Annotated in this window: 16 protein-coding genes, 2 pseudogenes and 1 riboswitch; of the genes and pseudogenes, 15 read left to right on the top strand and 3 right to left on the bottom strand. The window is 40.7% G+C overall.

The window, feature by feature from the left end; translation table 11 throughout:
* Positions 1-217 precede the first annotated feature (217 nt).
* Together NQ503_RS15910 and NQ503_RS15905 are read left to right on the top strand one after the other, a co-directional pair.
* A complete protein-coding gene (locus NQ503_RS15910; RefSeq protein WP_005424888.1) occupies positions 218-796 on the top strand; it encodes a chromate transporter in 579 nt (192 codons plus the stop codon).
* Positions 793-1,353, top strand: coding sequence for a chromate transporter (locus NQ503_RS15905; RefSeq protein ID WP_005424890.1), 561 nt, complete (start codon positions 793-795; stop codon positions 1,351-1,353). Before NQ503_RS15910 ends, NQ503_RS15905 begins: the two co-directional genes overlap by 4 nt.
* Positions 1,354-1,390: 37 nt before the next feature.
* On the opposite strand, the pseudogene NQ503_RS15900 reads toward NQ503_RS15905, so the two are convergent.
* The 3 genes and pseudogenes from NQ503_RS15900 to NQ503_RS15890 all read right to left on the bottom strand — a co-directional run.
* Positions 1,391-2,233: pseudogene (locus tag NQ503_RS15900) on the bottom strand (sodium:solute symporter family transporter); the annotation flags it as partial.
* Between the two features lie 30 nt (positions 2,234-2,263).
* A complete protein-coding gene (locus tag NQ503_RS15895) occupies positions 2,264-2,893 on the bottom strand; it encodes an SdpI family protein (RefSeq protein WP_005424898.1) in 630 nt (209 codons plus the stop codon).
* Positions 2,877-3,167, bottom strand: a complete 291-nt coding sequence (locus tag NQ503_RS15890) for an autorepressor SdpR family transcription factor (RefSeq protein WP_005424900.1) — start codon at positions 3,165-3,167, stop codon at positions 2,877-2,879. The genes NQ503_RS15895 and NQ503_RS15890 overlap by 17 nt, the downstream gene beginning before the upstream one ends.
* Positions 3,168-3,257: 90 nt before the next feature.
* Here NQ503_RS15890 and NQ503_RS17915 point away from each other — a divergent pair, with 90 nt between their 5' ends.
* The 13 genes and pseudogenes from NQ503_RS17915 to NQ503_RS15825 all read left to right on the top strand — a co-directional run bounded on the left by NQ503_RS17915 (position 3,258) and on the right by NQ503_RS15825 (position 21,146).
* Positions 3,258-3,539: a glycoside hydrolase family 36 N-terminal domain-containing protein gene (locus tag NQ503_RS17915; protein ID WP_005424904.1), complete on the top strand. Its 282-nt coding sequence runs from the start codon at positions 3,258-3,260 to the stop codon at positions 3,537-3,539.
* Positions 3,448-4,513 (top strand): annotated as a pseudogene (locus NQ503_RS15880) (glycerol dehydrogenase). The gene NQ503_RS17915 and the pseudogene NQ503_RS15880 overlap by 92 nt, the downstream one beginning before the upstream one ends.
* A gap of 96 nt (positions 4,514-4,609) precedes the next feature.
* The gene (locus NQ503_RS15875) at positions 4,610-5,713 is read left to right on the top strand and encodes an ROK family transcriptional regulator (RefSeq protein ID WP_005424909.1); all 1,104 of its coding nucleotides are present in this window, start codon (positions 4,610-4,612) and stop codon (positions 5,711-5,713) included.
* Positions 5,714-5,964: 251 nt separating this feature from the next.
* On the top strand, positions 5,965-6,993 hold the full coding sequence (locus NQ503_RS15870; RefSeq protein WP_005424911.1) for a zinc-dependent alcohol dehydrogenase: 1,029 nt from the start codon (positions 5,965-5,967) through the stop codon (positions 6,991-6,993).
* Positions 6,994-7,025: 32 nt separating this feature from the next.
* Complete coding sequence (locus tag NQ503_RS15865) at positions 7,026-8,402, top strand: MFS transporter (protein WP_005424912.1); 1,377 nt, start codon at positions 7,026-7,028, stop codon at positions 8,400-8,402.
* Between the two features lie 689 nt (positions 8,403-9,091).
* A riboswitch (cyclic di-GMP riboswitch) is annotated at positions 9,092-9,167 on the top strand.
* A 154-nt stretch (positions 9,168-9,321) separates the two neighbouring features.
* Positions 9,322-10,137 (top strand): substrate-binding periplasmic protein, encoded by an 816-nt coding sequence (locus NQ503_RS15860; RefSeq protein WP_005424913.1) that lies wholly within the window; start codon positions 9,322-9,324, stop codon positions 10,135-10,137.
* Positions 10,121-12,283 (top strand): ATP-binding protein, encoded by a 2,163-nt coding sequence (locus NQ503_RS15855; protein WP_005424916.1) that lies wholly within the window; start codon positions 10,121-10,123, stop codon positions 12,281-12,283. The genes NQ503_RS15860 and NQ503_RS15855 overlap by 17 nt, the downstream gene beginning before the upstream one ends.
* A 30-nt stretch (positions 12,284-12,313) precedes the next feature.
* The gene (locus NQ503_RS15850) at positions 12,314-14,164 is read left to right on the top strand and encodes an ABC transporter substrate-binding protein (RefSeq protein WP_259892920.1); all 1,851 of its coding nucleotides are present in this window, start codon (positions 12,314-12,316) and stop codon (positions 14,162-14,164) included.
* Positions 14,165-14,169: 5 nt separating this feature from the next.
* Positions 14,170-17,121, top strand: a complete 2,952-nt coding sequence (locus tag NQ503_RS15845) for a hybrid sensor histidine kinase/response regulator (RefSeq protein WP_044925158.1) — start codon at positions 14,170-14,172, stop codon at positions 17,119-17,121.
* A 143-nt stretch (positions 17,122-17,264) separates the two neighbouring features.
* Positions 17,265-18,761, top strand: coding sequence for an HD domain-containing phosphohydrolase (locus NQ503_RS15840; protein WP_005423120.1), 1,497 nt, complete (start codon positions 17,265-17,267; stop codon positions 18,759-18,761).
* 106 nt (positions 18,762-18,867) lie between these two features.
* Entirely contained in the window at positions 18,868-20,223 is a 1,356-nt protein-coding gene (locus tag NQ503_RS15835; protein ID WP_005423122.1) for an MATE family efflux transporter, read from the top strand.
* A gap of 19 nt (positions 20,224-20,242) precedes the next feature.
* Positions 20,243-20,722 carry a GNAT family N-acetyltransferase gene (locus NQ503_RS15830; RefSeq protein ID WP_044925110.1) on the top strand — a complete coding sequence of 160 codons (480 nt, stop codon included), beginning with the start codon at positions 20,243-20,245 and terminating at the stop codon, positions 20,720-20,722.
* Between the two features lie 202 nt (positions 20,723-20,924).
* Positions 20,925-21,146: a hypothetical protein gene (locus NQ503_RS15825; RefSeq protein ID WP_005423125.1), complete on the top strand. Its 222-nt coding sequence runs from the start codon at positions 20,925-20,927 to the stop codon at positions 21,144-21,146.
* Positions 21,147-21,260: the final 114 nt, after the last annotated feature.

The following is a 21,260-nucleotide window of genomic DNA, read 5'->3' as shown; positions in this document are numbered from 1 at the left end:
TGTGATAATAAGTTTAATAGTATCTTAAAGTCTAAATAAATGTAAATTGAAGATGCAATCGGTTGTAAAAAAGTATCCTCGGATATAGAATTACATAAAGAGAAGATATATTAGTGTCCTAAATGTATCTGTGATAACTGAAAAAAAGAAAATTAAGATGCATTAGATGATAAAAATACATCTGTAATAGTGGGAGTAGAATAGTGGAGGATGCAAAATGAAAGAAGAAGCTAAGGGCAAAGGAGATGTATTACGAAAGCTGTTTTTTTCATGTTTATATCTCAGCACATTTACATTTGGCGGCGGATATGTAATCGTTACGTTGATGAAAAAGAAATTTGTGGATGATTATCAATGGATCGATGAGAAGGAAATGCTGGATCTGGTTGCAATTGCCCAATCTTCACCAGGGCCGATTGCAGTAAATGGAGCAATTGTTGTTGGCTATAAACTGGCGGGGATTTTGGGGGCTATGACTGCAATCCTGGGAACGATCATTCCGCCGTTTCTGATCATTTCGGTGATATCAGTCGGATATCATTCATTTAGGGACAGCTATATTATCAGTCAGATACTTGAAGGAATGCAGGCAGGTGTTGGAGCGGTGATCGCATCTGTGGTTTATGAAATGGGTGTGGGGATTGTGCAGGAAAAAGACAGGATCTCTTTACTGATCATGGCCGGAGCATTTGCCGGGTCCTGTATATTTAACATCAATGTTGTATATATAATCATTGCCTGTGGAATGATCGGCGTGATCCGAACTTTCCTTTCAAAGAAGGGAGGAGAGAAATGATCTATTTATATTTGTTTGTAAGTTTTTTGCAGGTGGGAATGTTCAGCTTTGGGGGTGGATATGCGGCAATGCCGCTGATACAGGAACAGGTGGTGACGATCCATCACTGGCTGGATATATCAGAATTTACAGATCTGGTCACAATCTCTCAGATGACTCCGGGTCCAATCTCAATAAATGCAGCAACTTTTGTTGGAATTAAAGTTGCTGGGATTCCGGGAGCAGTTGTAGCTACAGGTGGATGTATCCTGCCATCCTGTGTGGTCGTTATAATCATTGCGAAAGTATATTTGAAGTATAGAAAGATGGGAATGCTTCAGGGAATATTGAATGCCTTAAGACCGGCAGTCATAGCGATGATCGCTTCTGCAGGTATATCAATTTTAATAACCGCATTCTGGGGAACTGCAGTTATTAAGTTGATAAATACAAATTGGAGCCTGGTGATAATTTTTGTGATATGTTTTGCATTGCTGCAAAAATTAAAGATGAATCCCATTGGTGTTATGGTTTTGGCAGGGATTATGAAACTGGGGCTTTCACTAATAAAAAAATGATTCAAGAATGCCCAAAGGCATTCTTGAATCGGTGAACTCAATCAGCGTTTTTGCTGGTGCCCTGTTCAAAAATGGCAACCGCTTTTTCATTTGGTGCAGAAGTAAGTTTTGCAACAATAATAGCTACTACAAGGCTTCCAAAGAATCCCGGAACAATTTCAAAGATACCCGTGGAAGCGGTCATACCAGTTAACAGCCAGCCCAGATCGATCACAAATCCGGAGATGACACCGGCTACAGCACCCTGATAATTAAACCGTTTCCAGAACAAAGACAGCAGGATAGTAGGTCCGAAGGAGGCACCAAAGGCATCCCATGCATTTTCGACCATATCCATGATAGCCTGTGCACCGCTGCCCTTGGAATTAGCAATTACAAAAGCAATCAGTGAGAGAACAAGTACAAGTACACGTCCTACGAACAGGGTCTCTTTCTCGGTTGCTTTTTTGTGGAAGAAAGGCTAGTACAAGTCTGCAGTGAAGGAACTGGAGGAAACTAATAACTGAGAGTCTGCAGTGGAAATAGAGGCTGCAATGATAGCTGCCAGCAGCAGTCCACAGATACCAGCAGGGAAGAATCTACGTGCCATTGCAATGAAGACGAGCTTCTGATTTCCCTGAGTAAGCAGTTCGGCACCCATGAGCATTCTTCCGAAATAAGCGATCATTACAGCGGAAAATAATGAAATGATTACCCATACGATCGCAACAATCGAAGATTTTTTAATCATGGAAGGTTTTTCGATGGACATGAAACGAACCAGGATATGTGGCATACCAAAGTATCCGAGTCCCCATCCGAGACCACTGAGGATGTCCTGCCAGCTTGTATTGAAAATACCGCCGCCGAATGCACACTGTGTCACAGTTCCTGTGGCTGCATCAGTATATTCATATACAGTGGTAAAGAATCAGGATTTGCGGTAATACAGATAAGAATAGATCGCTGGCAAAAGGCAGGGAACGATTGCAGCGGCAAGCAGTATCCACATGTTTTGCAGTGGTGAGGTAAGGATCATAATGATTCCTCCGATTACCATGCATTTTCCACCGAAGCGATGAGTGTGATACCAGTTATCAGGATCATTTAATGTCCATGGAATACGAAAACCAATCGTATAGTTTGGCTTTACTGTAGGGAGAAAATTTCCAAGAACAAGATAAAGAACTCCAATGAGGATCCCACATAGATAAGACATATCAAAATCATATCCTAAACTGTATCCGTAGATTACAGTGGAGACAAACAAGGAAACCAACGGGCAGATCCATAAAAGAACCCTAAATATTTTTTTATTAATATCTTTTGATTTGGGATCAATCTTTGTTGCGACCACACATACTAAATGAACTGCCAGCAGAATCAGAGGCAGGCCAAACACTGCAAAGGCTTTGGATGAATATCCGTCCGGCTGATTATCCAGTCCAAAATGTGTTGCAACAGAATCAGGTAATTGATTCCACAAAAACAGACCTATAAAAACTGGAAGCAGTGTTATAATGGATGTAAGTAAAAGCATTTTTTTATTTTGTCTGATCATAATTTTTCTCTCCTTTTAATTCGTTGATCCATAAGAGGATTTCCTCAAGTACGGTAGCATTGAGTTCGTAATAGATAAATTTTCCTTCTCGTTCGTTACGAATCAGATCTGCTTCTTTTAAAACAGACAGATGACGAGAAATGGCGGCACCGGAAATAGAAAAATGATTGCTGATCTCGCCGGCTGATAATCGAGACTGTTTGAGAAGGTTAAGTATTTCACGTCTTGTAGGATCGGCAAGGGCGTGAAGAGTGTCTTGCATACCCAAAGTCATTCCCCCTTCATTTAATATTTAACTTAAATGTTAAATGAATTATAACACAACATTTCTTGTTGTCAAGAGTTCCCCGGTTTATTCTGATGTTTGTGGAAAAGTGTACAAAAACGGGATAGAATTATATGGAAAAGCGGAAATCCTTATGAAGCAGGAACCGATAAGACATTTTCCCTGGATACTCTTCCTCAGGAATATACAGCATATGGAAATGGTGACTATCGTATCAATGGTCTGGAGACAGAGCAGGCGGACGGAAGTGACACTGCAAACCTGAAATATGAATCCTATGAGATCTCAAAAGGAAAATACAGGTACCGCACCGGTCACAGTAAAAAAAGCACTGGTTCTGATCAGCCAGGGTGGTTATAAGAGAATCGGAAAAATGATCGAAGATAGTTTTGCTGAAAATAACTGTGAACTTGTTTTTGATTATTTCAATGGTGAATGCAGTACCAATGAAATCAACAGACTGCTGAAAGTAGTTAGACAACGGCTGTGATCTTACAATTGGTATTGGCGGCGGCAAGATTTTTGATACAGCGAAAGCTGTTGCGCATTATGCCGGAACACAGGTGTTCATCTGTCCGACGATCGCGTCCACAGATGCTCCCTGCAGTGCTTTGTCTGTAATCTATACGGATGAGGGCGTTTTTGAAAAATATTTATTCCTTCCGGCTAATCCAAATCTTGTTATGATGGATACAGAGATCATTGCAAAATCTCCAGTCAGACTTACGGTAGCCGGTATGGGTGATGCGCTTGCAACTTATTTTGAGGCAAGAGCATGCCAGAGAAGTGAAGCAACTTCCTGCGCAGGTGGAAACACAACAGGTGCTGCAATGGCACTGGCAGAACTCTGCTTTGATACCCTGATGGAAGAAGGCGTGAAAGCTAAAATCGCTCTGGAGGCTGGTGTATGTACTCCGGCAGTGGAAAAGATCATTGAGGCAAATACTCTGCTTTCCGGAATTGGATTTGAAAGTGCTGGACTTGCAGGAGCTCATGCAATTCACAATGGTCTGACAGTACTGGAAGAATGCCATCATATGTATCATGGTGAAAAGGTTGCATTTGGAACCCTGGCACAGCTGGTACTGGAAAATGTCCCACATGAAGAATTGGAAGAAATTATTATGTGGTGTATAGAAGTGGGACTTCCGGTCACACTTGAAGAACTTGGAGCAGGTAACGTAACAGATGAGCAGCTTATGGAAGTTGCAAAGGCTGCAAGTGCAGAAGGTGATACTCTCCAGAATATGCCATTTACAGTTACACCGGAGAGTGTATTTGCAGCGATCAAGGCAGCAGATGCATATGGCAGATATTATCTAGGAGAAGAATAAGCGGAGTATAATGTTTTTGTACAAAAGTGACTTTACAAATCCATCCGGAAAAGGTAAGATTCTTTTATAAAATACTTTATAAAAGGAAACTTTGAGATGGTTGGAACGGAAAAGAAAAACAGTACAAAATTTCAAATTATCAATTATATTATAAATCATAAGGCAACGTCTAAAGTGGAATTGTCCAGAAATCTGAATTTCAGTATGCCAACGGTCTTGTCTAATGTAAATGAGCTGCTTGCCAGTGGAATTGTAGTTGAAATGGGAGAGTATGAATCTACAGGCGGACGAAAAGCAAAAATGATCAGTATAAATCCTGCTTATCGTTATGCAGTTGGAATTAGAATTACTGCAAAACATGTAGGGTTTGTGCTTGTAAATCTGAAATCCGAAATTGAAAAGTATGAAAGAATCCGGCTGGAATTTTCAACAGAAGCTTCTTATTATTCACGGCTCAGAGAAGAACTGCATCATTTTCTTGCAGATGTAGAAAATCAGGACAGAATTCTTGGAATTGGTATTTCTGTTCCGGGAATTATAAAGCCAGGTGATGGAATACTGATCAAATCACATGCGCTTCAATTAGAAAACTATAGTCTTGGTTTTCTTGAGCAGACATTCTCGCTTCCTGTATATTTTGTGAACGATGCAAATGCAGCAATGATGGCAGAAGATTTAGACAGATATAAAAATGCACTGTATCTGTCTCTGAATAATACTCTTGGTGGAGCATTTTGTATTGATGGAAAATTAATACAGGGAGAGAATCAGAAAGCCGGTGAATTTGGGCATATGATTCTGGTCCCGGAAGGAAAGCAATGTTATTGCGGAAAGCTGGGATGTGCGGATGCTTATTGTGCAGCGAGTGCATTGACAAATGAAACATACCAGACGTTGGAACAGTTTATGAAGTGTCTGGAAAAAAGGGAAGCCAGTGCAGAAGAGATTTGGCAGGAGTATTTGAAAAATCTGGCAATTTTGATATCAAATTTACGAATGGCGTATGATATGGATATTATTCTTGGAGGTGAAGTTGGAGGATATCTTACAGAGTATATGATTCCATTAGGAGAAAAAGTAATGGAATATAATGGTTTCGACCATGATGTGAGATATCTGAAAATGTGTTCTTACAAGAGAGAGGCATCTGCAGTGGGGGCGGCAAAGCATTTCCTGCAGGAATTTATAAAAAATATGTAATTATGATGTCAGCATCATAAATTTAAAATCCAGAGAGAAAACACAGAAAAGAGTGTTTTCTTTCTGGATTTTTGTTTTGCTGAAAATTACTTCTTAATATTGTAGTAAAAATGCATAAAATCAACGGAACAAACTTGTGCAATAGGCAGAAGTGAATAAAAGGATATTGACAAATACTGGCAAGTGAATAATAATGTAATTACTTTAATAAAACATTTAATAAAAGATAATAAATAAAGGAGGAATTAATTATGTTACAGCAGGTAATGACAAATCCAGGAGAAATTATTTTTAGAGAAGTTCCGGTTCCGGAAATAAAAGATGATCAGGTATTAGTCAAGATCATGAACATTGGAATCTGTGGATCGGATATTCATGTATATCATGGAAAACATCCATTTACCAAATATCCCGTCACGCAGGGACATGAAGTATCAGGAGAAATCGTAAAAGTAGGAAAAGATGCTTCAGGTTTACGTGAGGGACAGAAAGTAACAATTGAACCGCAGGTTTATTGCGGACACTGCTATCCATGTCGTCACGGAAAATACAATCTTTGCGAAGAATTGAAAGTTATGGGATTCCAGACAACAGGAACTGCTTCGGAGTATTTTGCAGTAGATGCATCCAAGGTAACACCGATTCCGGAAGAAATGTCTTATGAAGAAGGTGCAATGATCGAGCCTCTTGCTGTAGCTGTACATGCTGTGAAGCAGATGGGCGATGTAAAAGGAATGAACATTGCAGTTCTTGGTGCTGGTCCGATTGGAAATCTGGTTGCACAGGCTGCGAAAGGGATGGGAGCAGCAAAGGTTATGATTACTGATGTCAGTGATCTTCGCCTGGATAAAGCGAAGGAATGCGGCATTGATGTATGTGTAAATACAAAAGAGAAAGATTTCGGGGAGGCAATGGTTGAAGCATTTGGACCGGATAAAGCGGATGTGATCTATGATTGTGCAGGAAATAATATCACAATGGGACAGGCTATCAAATATGCAAGAAAAGGAAGCGTGATTGTTCTGGTAGCTGTATTTGCAGGCATGGCATCAATTGATCTTGCAGTCGCAAATGATCATGAACTGGATATCAAGAGTACTATGATGTATCGTCATGATGATTATATCGACGGAATCACACTTGTAAATGATGGGAAGGTGCATTTAAGACCTTTGATCTCCAAAACATTTGCATTTAAGGATTATCTGAAGGCATATCAGTATATTGATGACAATCGCGAGACTACCATGAAAGTTATCATTAACGTTCAGGAAAAATAGAATTCCAACAACATTCTGACAGGGAGGAAGATATGGGGAACGAAAGTAATAATGGGAAAGTACCGCTGATCAGTAAGATCGCATATGGATTTGGAGATGTAGGCTGTAATTTCAGCTGGATGTTTGTCAGTAATTTTCTGATGATCTTTTATACAGACGTGTTTGGAATCAGTATGGCTGCAGTGTCAGCCCTGATGCTCTTTTCAAGATTCTGGGATGCGATCAATGATCCAATCGTAGGCGGTCTGACAGATAAGACTCATACAAGATGGGGCAGATATCGCCCATGGCTTCTTGTAGCTGCGCCTATTACAGCGATTCTTCTGGTGCTTTCTTTTTGGGCACACCCGGATTGGTCAAATACAGCGAAGATTATCTATATGGTGATTACCTATTGCCTGCTGGTATTAGGTTATACCTGTGTAAATATTCCATATGGAACACTCTGTGGTGCTATGACACAGGATATTGATGAGCGTGCCAAGATTAATACTTCCCGTTCTGTGTCAGCAATGATTGCGATAGGAATCATCAATATTGTGACAGTGCCGCTGATCAGTAAGCTGGGAAGCAGCAGTGCAAAGAATGGTTATTTGTTTGTTGCAATTATTTATGGATGTATCTTTGCTGCCTGTCATTTCTTCTGTTTCGCAAAGACAAAAGAACAGGTAGCAATTCCTGAGAAAGAAAAAATCTCAATAAAAGTACAGTTGAAAGCAGTTATGCAGAACAAACCATATCTTCTGGCTTTGGTTGGACAGGTGTTGTTTGGATTTACATTATATGGAAGAAATGCAGATATTTTATATTATTTTACTTATGTAGAGGGAAATGCTTCTTATTATACAACATATTCTATGTGTATTATCATTCCGTCCATTATTGGTGCAGCATGCTTTCAGCCAGTATTTCGGAAGCTGAATAATAAAGGAAGAACTGCATCGATCTTTGCACTGCTCACAGGTATTGCAATGCTGGCAATGTACTTCTTCAATGTAAAAGAATCACCAGTTGCATTTTATGCGCTCGCCGGGATTACACAGTTCTTTTTCTCTGGGTTTAATACAGCAATTTATGCAATTATTCCGGATTGTGTGGAATATGGCGAATGGAAGACGGGACTTAGAAATGATGGATTCCAGTATGCTTTTGTTTCTCTTGGAAATAAAATCGGAATGGCGATTGGCACAGCGCTTCTCGCAGCATTGCTTGGAAAATATGGTTATGTAGCAAACCAGGCACAGAATCCGGAAGTAATCGCAATCATGAAACATGCATTCTCGACAATTCCGGGAATTCTGTGGATCGTTACAGCAATTGTTTTGTTCTTTTATCGATTAAACAAAAAACGCTATAACGAAATCGTAGAAGATTTGAAAAAAGGAAAAAGTCATAGTAATAATGCCTAAAAACAGAAGGCTTATTTTTAGTAAAAATCACTTTTGAAAGAAAAAGAATATTGAGGATATAAATCCATGTGGAGGAGAACAATACAGCAAAAAAACACTGATCGAGGCAGAGGCAGCCAGCCCGGAAGCTTATGTAAAAGAAAACGGAAGATTTCCTATCCTGGAAACCACAAGTAACGAGAATGGAGACGTTGTAATAGTAACAGGTGATAATAACGGCTCTTTTGTACGATATACATTTACGGAATAAAAGTGCCGGTAAAATATAATATTTGCAATGAAAAAGTGTGTAGCCTGTGAGCGTAAGTCCAGCTTATAAGACAGGGTGTGCACTTTTTTTGTGCCAGAAAAGAGAGGAGTAAAACAAAATGGCGGAAAGTAACAAAATGAAGGATATGCCGGTGAATAAGCTGATGATCCAGATGTGAGAAGATAATTATGGAATGTATTTGATTTGTTTGGATTAGCAAACTTTTGGGTGACAAACGTAACTTTCCGTGATATCATTAAAAACATATAAACGAAAATGACTTTTGCAGAAGCAGGAGAACAGTTCGAATGTATACCTATACATATATATCGATTGTTCTCTTTTTTGGCTTTTTCATATATTAGTGCGGTGAAGTTTTGCTCACACATAGTGAGATACTGGGATGTTATAAAATTACCTCTTTGTGAAAGCTGTAATAGAAAATAATTGGCAAAGCAGACGAAAGTCTGTGACGCAAAGCTACAGGGCCTGTAAAATGGCAGCCAGTTGCATAAGATGATGATGTGCACTGTCTGTCTGACAGTGCTTTTTTTGAGGAATGACTTATCGGTGGCGGGGGGCACCGAACCGCAGGTCACTGAAGTGTGATAAATGGTAAAGAAGCTGATATGAGAAAAAAAGCAAAATAACAGTAAGGATGGAAGGAAAATGAAAGGAAAAAGAGGGATCGCAGGCATTCTGCTTGTGGGAATTTTGGCGGTCACCCTGACAGGGTGTAAAAACACAGACAGCAGTAAAAAAGAAACCGAAAAGCCGGTCATCACGCTCGGCAGCGATAACTATCCACCATACAATTATCTGAATGAGGATGGTGTACCGACGGGTATAGATGTAGAACTGGCTACAGAAGCTTTCAAAAGAATGGGATATCAGGTGGATGTTGTCCAGATTGACTGGGAGGAGAAAAAAGAACTGGTGGAGAGCGGAGAAATTGACTGTATCATGGGCTGCTTTTCCATGGAAGGGCGTCTTGATGATTACCGCTGGGCAGGACCATACATAGCAAGCCGCCAGGTGGTTGCTGTAAATGAGAACAGTGACATTTATAAACTAAGTGACCTGGAGGGAAAGAATCTTGCCGTCCAGTCTACAACCAAACCGGAAGGCATCTTTCTGGACAGGACGGATGAGAGAATTCCCAAACTGGAAAATCTGATCAGCCTTGGACACAGAGAGCTGATCTATACGTTTCTTGCGAAAGGATATGTAGATGCAGTTGCCGCACATGAGGAATCTATTGTCCAGTATATGAAAGATTATGATGCAAGCTTCCGTATCCTGGAAGAACCACTGATGCTTACCGGAATAGGTGTTGCTTTTGCCAAAGATGATGACAGAGGAATCTGTGAGCAGATGGAACAGACGCTGGAAGAAATGCGTCAGGATGGCACGAGCTTGAAAATCGTTGAAAAATATCTGGATGATCCCCAGAAGTATCTGGAGGTGGATGATCTTGGATATTGAGAGAAAGAAAAAAGAAAAACGAATCCAGCTGGTCGGCGGTCTGATTGGAATCTGTGTGGTTGCAGTCGCACTGTTTTATTTCTTTTATGCGGAAAAGGCAGAAGCAGAGAAAAGAATGGTGGAGATTGTAAATTATGTCAAAGTGCAGTGCTCCACCTATACCCATTATAATGAATCTTCGGAATCCAAAAGTCTTCTTCGGGCGATTGAAAGTGCCAGACAAATGAGTACAAATATTAACATGGAAACAGAAAACGGTGGTCAGCTGAGCCAGGAGTTCCTGAAAGGAAACCTGCAGACTCTCTGGGTGGATGGTATCATTGTACTGAATGCAGAAGGAAAGACGGACTGTGAATACAGCATGGATGAATCTCTGACCGATGAGATTGCGGAATACCTGCAAAAAGATATTATTATGGATTTTGCCGGATATGAAGAAAGATCTTATTCGGAACGATTTACCAGAGAAGACGGGTCATGTATCGACATTGCAGCCTGTGCCAGAAAAGATGCACCGGGGATTGTTGCAATCTACTATTATACATCTCCTGAATTTGTCAGAAACTATACCCTGACGATACAGGGCCTTTTAAACGGCTATAGTGTCCAGAAAGATGGAACAATTATTGTTGCAGACAACGGGACAGTTGTTGCCAGCAATGATGAGAGTCTGTTGGGGCAGAATACAGCCGACAACGAAGTTGTTCAGGCAATGAAAAAGCATACAGACAGTCAGCACATTTTTCACTTGAAAAACGAAGGAACCGGATGTTATGGAATTATGCTGAAGCAGCGTGATTATTATATTTATGCATATCTTCCGGATACGGAAGTATTTCATAATCTTCCATTAAGTGTGATAAGCATTATTTTTCTTTATTTTCTGATATTCAGTATATTCTGGCTCTGGACATATAAAACCAATCTGACACACCAGAAGCTGGAACAGGAAAAAGATGAAAAATATAAAGCAGAACTTCTGATAGCTGCAAAAAAGGCAGAAGCCGCCAATGAGGCAAAAACCGAGTTTCTTCAGAGGATGAGCCATGATATCCGGACTCCGATCAATGGAATCTGTGGCATAATCAATATGGCAGATCATTATGCAGATGATATGGAGAAACAGACGGAATACAGGACAAAGGTTAAAGAGGCCTCCCATCTGCTGCTGGAACTGGTAAACGATGTCCTGGATATGAGTAAGCTTGAGTCTGGTGAAATCGTTCTGGAAGAAACACCGTTTAATCTGAGCAAAATCTCTAAGGAAGTACTTATTGTGATCGAACAGATCGCTGCAGAACAGAATATTCAGATCGAGTGGGAGAAAAAAGAAATCATACACCGGAATCTTATCGGAAGTCCGGGGTATGTGAAACGTGTGATGATGAATATCCTGTCGAATGCGGTAAAATATAACAGAGCAAACGGACATATCTATATCAGCTGTATGGAAATTCCATCCGAACAGCCAGAAATGACGACAATGGAATTTGTCTGTCGGGACACAGGAATCGGAATGACTGAGGAGTTCCAGAAATGTGTGTTTGAACCATTTGCACAGGAACATACAGGAAGCCGCACAAAATTTGCGGGAACAGGCCTGGGGATGGCAATTGCAAAGAAACTGGTCGAGAAAATGGGTGGAACCATTACCTTTGAAAGTGAAGAAGGCATAGGAACGACATTTGTGCTCCGGGTTCCGTTTAAAATAGATCCGGATGCGGATAAACGTGAAGGACAGAAGGATGTATCCGAAAAATCTATAAAGGGACTGCATATTCTTCTGGCAGAAGACAATGAACTGAATATGGAAATTGCAGAGTTTATGCTTCAGAATGAAGGCGCAGTTGTGAAAAAAACATGGAATGGACAGGAAGCTGTTGAGATATTTGAAAAAAGCAGGCCTGACGAATTTGATGTGATTCTTATGGATATCATGATGCCGGTCATGAATGGTTATGAAGCAGCGAAGATGATCCGCTCTATGGACAGAGAGGATGCAAAGACGATACCGATCATTGCAATGACAGCAAATGCGTTCACGGAGGACAGAATAAAAGCAAAAGAAGCAGGAATGGATGAACATATCTCTAAGCCTATTGATATGAAACTACTGGTAAAGATAATTCATGAATTGGTGTACTAGTGGGAAACAATCTCAGAAGGGGGATTCGTAATGAAAAAGAAAAAATGGAACAGAGTGTTGGCTGTACTTTTAATGATGGTGATGAGCATATCACTTCTTTCAGGCTGTGGCGGTAAAAGTACGGAAAAAGAAGATGCAGAAACAATCACGGTGTACTTATGGAGCACAAACCTGTATGAAAAATATGCACCATACATCCAGGAGCAGCTCCCGGATATCAATGTTGAATTTGTCGTAGGTAATAACGATCTGGATTTCTACAAATTTCTGAAGGAAAACGGTGGACTGCCGGATATTATAACCTGCTGTCGTTTTTCACTGCATGATGCAAGTCCGCTGAAAGACAGTCTGATGGATCTTTCCACAACTAATGTGGCAGGAGCTGTCTATGATACATATCTCAGTAGTTTTATGAATGAAGATGGAAGCGTAAACTGGCTTCCGGTGTGTGCAGATGCGCATGGTTTTGTAGTGAATAAAGACCTTTTTGAAAAATACGATATCCCGTTGCCAACAGATTATGAAAGCTTTGTCTCTGCCTGCGAGGCATTTGAAGAGGTGGGAATCCGTGGGTTTACTGCAGACTATTATTATGATTATACCTGTATGGAAACACTGCAGGGTCTGTCAGCATCAGAGCTGTCTTCTGTAGACGGACGCAAGTGGCGTACCACCTACAGTGCCCCGGATAATACAAAGAGAGAAGGTCTGGACAGTACTGTCTGGCCGAAGGCTTTTGAACGTATGGAGCAGTTCATCCAGGATACAGGGCTTAGCCAGGATGATCTGGATATGAATTATGACGATATAGTTGAGATGTATCAAAGCGGCAAGCTTGCCATGTACTTTGGCAGTTCTGCCGGTGTAAAAATGTTTCAGGATCAGGGCATAAACACGACATTTCTTCCATTCTTTCAGGAGAACGGTGAAAAGTGGATTATGACTACGCCATATTTCCAGGTGGCTTTAAACCGTGATCTGACAAAAGATGAAACACGCAGAAAGAAAGCAATGAAGGTGCTGCTCACAATGCTTTCAGCGGATGCGCAGAACAGGATTGTTTATGATGGGCAGGATCTGTTAAGCTACAGTCAGGATGTGGATCTTAAGCTTACAGAATATCTGAAGGATGTGAAACCTGTGATCGAAGAAAACCATATGTATATCCGCATTGCATCAAATGACTTTTTCTCCGTTTCCAAGGATGTGGTTTCAAAGATGATCTCAGGAGAGTACGATGCAGAGCAGGCATATCAGTCGTTTAATTCTCAGCTTCTTGAGGAAGAAGCTATTTCGGAGAATATCGTGCTGGATTTGCAGAAATCCTATTCCAATCGTTTTCATAGCAGTGGGGGCAATGCGGCATATTCAGTTATGGCAAACACTCTGCGCGGCATTTATGGATCAGATGTGCTGATCGCAACTGGAAACAGCTTTACGGGAAACGTGCTGAAAGCTGGATATACTGAAAAAATGGCAGGCGACATGATCATGCCAAATGGTCTTTCGGCTTACAGCAGCAAGATGAGCGGTGCTGAACTGAAAGAGACAGTTAAAAATTTTGTAGAAGGCTATGAGGGAGGCTTTATTCCGTTTAACTGTGGTTCTCTGCCTGTAGTCAGTGGTATTTCTGTGGAAATCAAAGAAACAGATGATGGTTACACATTGAGCAAAGTTACAAAGGACGGAAAACAAATTCAGGACGATGATACTTTTACAGTAACCTGCCTGGCGACACCACAACACATGGAGGCCTATCCGACAGACGAGAATATAGTATTTGACGGAGGAGATACTTCTGTGAAGGATACCTGGACAGGATATATTTCAAATGGTGATGCCGTTCTTGCAGAGCCAGAAGATTACATTAATGTGAGATGAGAAGAATGAATATTAAGAATCATAATACAAACAGAGAAAAGACTGTTATGAGAAAACAGTTAAGGATTGCGGTCTTCATAGCTGTTTTGGTAGGAATTGTTTTGATGGTTTTCCAGTATTTCAGATTTGTGTCGAAAACTATTTATGAGGAAAGTGTTTCTCATCTGACAGAAGTTTTTCATCAGTCTGATAACATGCTGAGAGAACTGACAGATAAGAATCTGACATATCTTCATATGTGGGGCGAGAATCTGCAGGATATTTCCAACGAAGACGAAATCCGTGATTATATAAAGAAAGCGCAGAAAGATGCCGGCTTTATGGAATTCTTTTTTCTGTCAGCCGACGGGAACTATAAGATGCCAACAGGGGAAACCGGGTACCTTGGATTACAGGAAGATATTGGAGAGGATATCCGGCAGGGAAATGATGTGATAGCGAATGCGGCACTTCCCGGAAAATCACAGCTGCTTGTTTTTGCCACACCTGAGGCTCATGGAATATATCAGGGATTTGAATATGATGCGATTGCCATTGCCTATGAAAACTCTGATATCGTAGAAGTGCTGGATATTTCTGCTTTCAATGGAAATGCTCAGAGTTTAATTGTTCATCCGAATGGTCGTGTTGTGATTGATCATTCTTCGGAGTCATGGGGGAACGTGTATAATTTCTTTGGTCTTCTGAGAGAGCATTCTGATATGTCTGAAAAAGAGTTCAATGAACTTTTGGAGAAGTTTAAAGTGGGACGTACCGATGCGATGCTACTGAATCTGGATGGAGGAAATTATTATCTGGTCTATGAAAAATCGAATATTCAGGACTGGATGTTCCTGGGACTTGTCCAGGCGGATATCGTCAATGCCAGTATGAACAGTCTGCAGCGTAGTACAATGCTTCTTGTTGGTGTGGTGGTGCTCTGTATTGCTGCTTTTCTTATCAGTCTTATTATTCAAACAAACAGAACCAATCTCAGAAGAAAGGATACGGAGATCCTGTACCGTGATGAGCTGTTCCAAAAGCTTTCAATGAACGTGGATGACGTCTTTCTGATGTTGGATGCCAAAACATATCAGGCAGATTACGTCAGTCCAAATGCGGAAAAGCTGCTGGGGATTACGGCAGAGCAGATTCGTAAAGATATTCGTGTTCTGGGAAAACTGCATCCGGCAGAACATGAAGATCTAGAGAAGAATTATCTGGAGGAAATCCAGGTTCATGAACAGAGGGAAGGGGATTTTAAATATGTTCATCTGAAGACAGGGGAAAAACGCTGGTTCCATAATATTGCAATGGGCAGTGAGGTAAACGGGAAAAAGAAATATATCCTGGTTATGTCAGACCGTACCTCTGACTGGAAAATGAACCAGGCACTTTCTGAGGCAGTACGTGCGGCAGAGACAGCAAACAAGGCAAAGAGTACTTTCCTTTCCAACATGTCTCACGATATCCGGACACCAATGAATGCGATCATCGGTTTTACCACACTGGCAGTAAGCAATATTGATGATAAAAAAAGGGTTCAGGATTATCTGGGTAAGATACTTTCATCCAGCAACCATCTGCTCTCACTGATCAACGATATACTGGATATGAGCCGGATTGAGAGTGGAAAGATCCATCTGGAAGAAACGGAGGTCAGTCTGTCGGAGGTGCTTCATGACCTGAAGACGATCATCAGTGGTCAGATCCATGCAAAGCAGCTGGAACTTTATATGGATGTAATGGATGTTACAAATGAGGATGTCTATTGTGATAAGACGCGGCTGAACCAGGTGCTGCTGAATCTTTTGTCCAATGCAGTTAAGTTTACACCTGCAGGAGGAACCGTTTCTGTTCGGATCAGACAGTGTCATGGAACACAGAAAGGCAGTGAGCTGTACGAAATCCGGGTTAAGGATAATGGAATCGGTATGAGTCAGGAATTTGTACAGAAGATTTTTTCTCCTTTTGAGAGGGAGCGTACTTCCACAGTCAGCAGGACTCAGGGTACAGGACTTGGAATGGCCATTACCAAGAATATTGTGGATATGATGGGCGGTACTATTGAGGTTCAGACAGAGCAGGACAAAGGCACCGAATTTATAGTCCGTCTGCCATTTCGAACTCAGCCTGAGCATCAACGCACAGAGAAGATCGCAGAACTGGAAGGACTTAAGGCATTGGTTGTAGATGACGATTTTAATACCTGTGACAGTGTGACAAAAATGCTTGTGAGGGTTGGAATGCGCTCAGAATGGACACTTTCCGGCAGGGAAGCTGTTCTCCGTGCACGGCAGTCTATGGAACTGGGAGATGCCTTCCATGCGTATATCATTGACTGGCGTCTGCCGGATATGAATGGAATTGAAGTTACGCGTCAGATCCGCAGCCTTGGTGACGATACACCGATTATTATCCTGACTGCTTATGACTGGTCAGATATCGAAGCAGAAGCCAAAGCAGCAGGGGTGACTGCTTTCTGTGCGAAACCTCTGTTTATGTCAGATATCCGAGAAACCTTGATGACTGCCATCGGCCAGAGTCAGTCTGAACCAGAAGATTCGGTTCTTCCGGCAGCAGGTTCAGATTTCAGAGGCAGATGTATACTGCTTGTGGAAGATAATGAACTGAACAGAGAAATTGCGGTGGAGATCCTTAATGAATATGGATTCCTGGTTGATACTGCCAAAAATGGAGCAGAGGCAGTGGAGAAAGTTAAGAATTCGGAGCCAGGTAATTATGATCTGGTGCTGATGGATGTGCAGATGCCGGTAATGAACGGATATGAAGCTACGAAGCAGATCCGTGCTCTGGATAATCCGGCACTGGCGGGGATTACAATCCTTGCCATGACTGCCAATGCCTTTGATGAGGACAGAAAGAAAGCCCTGGAATGTGGCATGGATGGATTCTTATCCAAGCCAATAGTTATTGAAGAATTGATCAGTACCTTACACGACAATCTGCTGGGTTAGGCAGAAGATGTACGTTTTGACAGCCGAGGACAGTTCGCAGCATGAAACTGTCAAAGCCGGTTGTGCCTGAGAAAGTGATAAAAACAATTTCAGGATATGTTCACTAAACTATATTAATGAAGGTATAAGAGGAAGGGATCATAATGGATAAAAGACAAAAAATACTTATTGTGGATGATGCGGAATTTAACAGGGTTATATTGAAGGAGATTCTCGGAGAAACTTATAATTATCTGGAAGCTGAAAATGGAAATCAGGCAATCCAGATAGTGGAAGAAAATCCGGAGATTGACCTGATGTTGTTGGATATCAACATGCCACAGATGAATGGTTTTGGAGTCCTGGAATGGATGAACCGTTTCCAATGGATCGATGAAACTCCAGTTATTATGATCTCCTCTGAAGAATCTGTTGATACTATGCGTAAAGCCTATGAGATGGGTATTACCGATTATATTACACGGCCTTTTGACTCTGTTATCGTAAAGAAAAGAGTCCAGAATACACTGGCACTTTATGCGAACCAAAAGCGTCTGGTAAATGTGGTTGTAGACCAGGTTTATGAAAAAGAAGAAAACAACAATATTATGATCGGAATTTTGAGTAATGTACTGGGATTTCGCAACAGCGAAAGCAGTGAGCACATTCTGCATATTAAAACAGCAACGGAAATGATGTTAAGAAAATTGGTAAAAGTAACAGATGCTTATCCTCTGACAGAGGCAGATATTGCTTTGATCACAACTGCATCCTCCCTTCATGATATCGGTAAAGTGGGTATTCCGGAAGAAATACTGAATAAACCGGGCAGGCTGACGGATGAAGAGTTTAAGATTATGAAAACCCACAGTGAGATAGGCGCATCCCTGATCCGGGATATGCGCTTCCCAAAGGATAAACCATTGGTGCATACTGCATGGGAAATCTGCAGATGGCATCATGAAAGATGGGATGGAAAGGGTTATCCGGATGGACTGAAGGGTGAAGAAATACCGATTTCTGCACAGGTTGTATCGATAGTCGATGTTTATGATGCACTTACCAGTGAAAGATGTTATAAGAAAGCATTTGATCATGATATAGCAATCCGAATGATCCTGGATGGGCAGTGTGGACAGTTTAATCCAGTTCTTCTTAAATGTCTGAAAGAACTCAGCCTTCAATTTTCCAGAATGTTTACTAATAAACCAGATGATAATAAACAGTATTATGAAGCGCAGAGACTCTCTGATGAAATACTTAGGGAAAAGTCTTTACCCCGTAAAAATTATTCCCAGCGTGTCATTAAGCTTATGCAGGAAAAGATTGAGTTTTTTAAAACGAATAGTGGAAAAACCTCCATTGAATACAATGTCATTTCAGGTCAGCTTAGTATAATGAATGAAAAACAGCAGATAATATGTCAAAAAAATGATCCGAAGTACGATATATCTAATGTGTTTGAAGTAAACAGAGAAGATATACGGCAAGTCAGTAATCTATTGGATCAGACATCAATACAGAATAAAGAGGTTTTATTGCACGTAATGGCAAAAGTAGAGAACAAAAGGCAGATGTGTGCTCTGAAGCTGCACACCCTATGGTCTCCTTTAAAGAAAGATGGTTATATAGGAATTGTTGGATATTTTGAGAGTATATAGGTTCCTGAAAAGTGGTAGTGCTGATTTTTTCCACCATATTAATGTATTTTCTGAAGGAGTATGATACAATTGGTTATGAATACTAAGAACTGAGGAAAAACCATGTATGTTAAATAAAAAAGATTTCTTGAAACATGCATCAAAACTAGCTTTTCCGATCATGATCCAAAATCTGATCGGAACTCTGGTAAACATTGCCGATACGGTAATGCTTGGATATGTAAGCCAGACTGCCATGGCGGCTTCATCCCTTGCGAACCAGTATACTTTTATTCTTTTCTGTTTATATTATGGCATGGCCACGGGTACTTCAGTTTTATGTGCACAGTACTGGGGAAAAGGTGATAAAAAGACTGTAGAAAGAATTCTCGGCCTGGCGGAACGAATCTCACTGATCGTTTCTCTTGTATTTTTCGTGATTTCCTTCACAATGCCAACTACGATCATGAAGATCTTTACAAGCAGTCCGGATACGATTGCTGCCGGCAGTGAATACTTAAGGGTAATTTCATTTTCATTTATGTTTATGGGATTTTCTCAGGTTTTTATGAGTGCCCTTCGAAGTATCGGAAAAATAATGCTGCCATCTGTCACGTACATTGTTTCGCTTTGTGTCAATGTAATTTGTAATGCGACCTTTATCTTTGGTCTGTTTGGACTTCCAAAGCTTGGCGTTACTGGTGTGGCTCTTGGTACTGTCATTGCCAGAATCACAGAAGTACTGATCTGCCTCATCTATTCATTAAGAAGTTCCGATGTCAGATTCCGGATCAAATACTTCTTTACGAAATCAGGTATTCTGTTCCAGGACTTTATGAAAATTGCCACCCCGGCTGTAATAAATGATGTTGTCTGGAGTTTTGCCAGCTCAGCATTCGCAGCAATACTCGGCCATATTGGCGATGATATGGTTGCCGCAAATGCAGTTGCTGTCATGGTGGTAAATATTGGTGCGATCGCCTGTCGTGGTTTTGCCAATGCGACTACCATCATTGTCAGCCAGGAACTGGGTAAAGATAACATTGATACAGCAAGAGAATATGGAAAGCGCATGCTCAGGATAACAATGGTTGTGAGTCTGATCGGATGTGTCATTATTCTGGCGCTTCGTCCGCTAATACTGGATTTCTATCGGGATAAACTGACAGAGACGGCCATTTATTATCTTGGCATTTTTATAATTATGACAACCTGGCGTCTTGTGGGAGAAGGTATCAATACCTGCCTTATCTGCGGATGCTTCAGAGGTGGCGGTGATTCCAGATTTGGAATGATCATAGATTCCATATTTATGTGGCTTGTTGCAGTGCCGCTTACTTTCCTTGCCGCATATGTTTTAAAATTGCCTCCAATCTGGGTGTACTTTGTAATGACTCTGGATGAGTTCGAAAAAATGCCTGTGGTATTTATTCACTATTTCAGAGGCAAATGGCTCACAAATATTACCAGAGATTTTGATTGATTTAATGGAGGAGCGAAACATGATTATCAGAAAAGCTAAAGAAAAAGATATTCCAAGAATTATAGAGCTATTAGGACAGGTGTTGCAGATCCATGCAGACATAAGACCTGATATTTTTATTCCCGATACAACAAAATATACAGTGGAAGAATTAACAGAGCTTTTGAAAAATAAAGAAAAACCGATATATGTTGCAGTGAACGAGTCTGATGTTTGTGTAGGGTATGCCTTTTGTCAATTGCAGGAACAGCCCTTCTCAAATAATATGGTGCAGTTTAAATCGCTTTTTATAGATGATCTATGCGTTGACCAGCAGGCACGAGGTCAGCATATCGGTGAAAGCTTGTTTGAGCATGTAAAAAAAGAAGCCAGGAAAATGCACTGCTATGAAGTGACATTAAATGTATGGTCAGGAAATACTTCAGCAGAAAAATTCTATGAAAAAATGGGAATGAAGACAAAAGAGAGGCAGATGGAATACATTCTGGATGATTTATGAAAAAAGCATTTAAGAGATTTAGAATCGTATTCTGCTGTGGTAATAATGACTAAAAACAGAAGGTGCTTTTTTAGTAAAAACTGCTTTTGCAACCAGAATAAAATAGTTTTATAATAAAGATAGTGGCGAGTGGCGTAATCATGCAGAAAAGCAAAATATACGTTACTCGCCTTTACAAAATTAATTTCAGGAGGAAGCAGATATGCATGAGTATGAAATTTTTATTGAGGATATAAATCCATGTGGAGGAGAACAATACAGCAAAAAAACATTGATAGAGGCAGAAGCAGCCAGCCCGGAAGCTTATGTAAAAGAAAATGGAAGATTCCCGATCCTGGAAACTACAAGTAATGAGAGTGGAGACATTGTAATCGTAACAGGAGATAATAACGGCTCTTTTGTACGATATACATTTACGGAATAAAAGGGACGGTCAGTAAGTTTAAAATATAATATTCGTCATGAAAAAAAGTGTGTAGCCTGTGAGCGTAAGTCCAGCTTATAAGACAGGGTGTGCACTTTTTTTGTGCCAGAAAAG

The organism is Blautia obeum ATCC 29174, from assembly GCF_025147765.1.
Lineage (GTDB): Bacteria > Bacillota > Clostridia > Lachnospirales > Lachnospiraceae > Blautia_A > Blautia_A obeum.
The sequence above is the reverse complement of the archived record's forward strand: the minus strand, read 5'-3'. Positions and strand labels throughout refer to the sequence as shown.

What these genes read in the sequence shown, in the direction of transcription:
- NQ503_RS15840 (WP_005423120.1), top strand. Translation starts at nt 17,265, where the DNA reads ATGGATAAAAGACAAAAAATACTTATTGTGGATGATGCGGAATTTAAC.
- NQ503_RS15890 (WP_005424900.1), bottom strand. Translation starts at nt 3,167, where the DNA reads ATGACTTTGGGTATGCAAGACACTCTTCACGCCCTTGCCGATCCTACA.
- NQ503_RS15845 (WP_044925158.1), top strand. Translation starts at nt 14,170, where the DNA reads ATGAATATTAAGAATCATAATACAAACAGAGAAAAGACTGTTATGAGA.
- NQ503_RS15905 (WP_005424890.1), top strand. Translation starts at nt 793, where the DNA reads ATGATCTATTTATATTTGTTTGTAAGTTTTTTGCAGGTGGGAATGTTC.
- NQ503_RS15850 (WP_259892920.1), top strand. Translation starts at nt 12,314, where the DNA reads ATGAAAAAGAAAAAATGGAACAGAGTGTTGGCTGTACTTTTAATGATG.
- NQ503_RS15835 (WP_005423122.1), top strand. Translation starts at nt 18,868, where the DNA reads ATGTTAAATAAAAAAGATTTCTTGAAACATGCATCAAAACTAGCTTTT.
- NQ503_RS15855 (WP_005424916.1), top strand. Translation starts at nt 10,121, where the DNA reads ATGATCTTGGATATTGAGAGAAAGAAAAAAGAAAAACGAATCCAGCTG.
- NQ503_RS15875 (WP_005424909.1), top strand. Translation starts at nt 4,610, where the DNA reads ATGGTTGGAACGGAAAAGAAAAACAGTACAAAATTTCAAATTATCAAT.
- NQ503_RS15830 (WP_044925110.1), top strand. Translation starts at nt 20,243, where the DNA reads ATGATTATCAGAAAAGCTAAAGAAAAAGATATTCCAAGAATTATAGAG.
- NQ503_RS15895 (WP_005424898.1), bottom strand. Translation starts at nt 2,893, where the DNA reads ATGATCAGACAAAATAAAAAAATGCTTTTACTTACATCCATTATAACA.
- NQ503_RS15860 (WP_005424913.1), top strand. Translation starts at nt 9,322, where the DNA reads ATGAAAGGAAAAAGAGGGATCGCAGGCATTCTGCTTGTGGGAATTTTG.
- NQ503_RS15870 (WP_005424911.1), top strand. Translation starts at nt 5,965, where the DNA reads ATGTTACAGCAGGTAATGACAAATCCAGGAGAAATTATTTTTAGAGAA.
- NQ503_RS15825 (WP_005423125.1), top strand. Translation starts at nt 20,925, where the DNA reads ATGCATGAGTATGAAATTTTTATTGAGGATATAAATCCATGTGGAGGA.
- NQ503_RS15910 (WP_005424888.1), top strand. Translation starts at nt 218, where the DNA reads ATGAAAGAAGAAGCTAAGGGCAAAGGAGATGTATTACGAAAGCTGTTT.
- NQ503_RS15865 (WP_005424912.1), top strand. Translation starts at nt 7,026, where the DNA reads ATGGGGAACGAAAGTAATAATGGGAAAGTACCGCTGATCAGTAAGATC.